1 protein-coding gene is annotated in these 470 nt (G+C 64.7%); it reads right to left on the reverse strand.

Annotation, left to right across the window (positions count from 1 at the left end):
- The coding region (locus SB786_RS35640; RefSeq protein WP_410731493.1) for a transposase domain-containing protein at positions 1-421 on the reverse strand (421 nt) is incomplete at its 3' end.
- Positions 422-470: the final 49 nt, after the last annotated feature.

Here is a 470-nt window from a genome sequence, read left to right on the forward strand (position 1 = left end):
CCGTGCGCAGCGTGGTGCCGTCCATCGCCCATAGACTCAATCCCTTGAATGCATGGCGTGCTGCGTCCTGCGTGGTCCACGCCCAGGCCGTCCGTTCGAACAGCCACGCCAGCGGCGCTTCGCCAATACGCTGGCGCGCCTGCGCCACGGCACTCTTGCTGACGAAGGGGACGACCTCGTTGGGCAGTGCCAGATCGAGACTGTCGAGTACCTCATTGATCGACCAGTGCCGGTACATGGCCAAGGCGATCACCAGCCAAACCACTTGCTCGGCCGGCAGGCGCCGACGGCGGATACTCGCGGTGCCCGTCGCCTCGATCGCATGCTCGATCCATTCGTGCGGCAAATGCTCCGCCAGCCGGCCCAGGTCCGGCGGGGGCTGTTGGGCTGCAGTCAGATAGGTGAGGTGGCTGGAAAGCATCGCGCCAGAAGTTAACACCTCTGCGCAGCGTTTACAACCACTCCTTCCC

Source organism: Burkholderia sp. SIMBA_062, assembly GCF_046534765.1.
Classification (GTDB): domain Bacteria; phylum Pseudomonadota; class Gammaproteobacteria; order Burkholderiales; family Burkholderiaceae; genus Burkholderia; species Burkholderia ambifaria.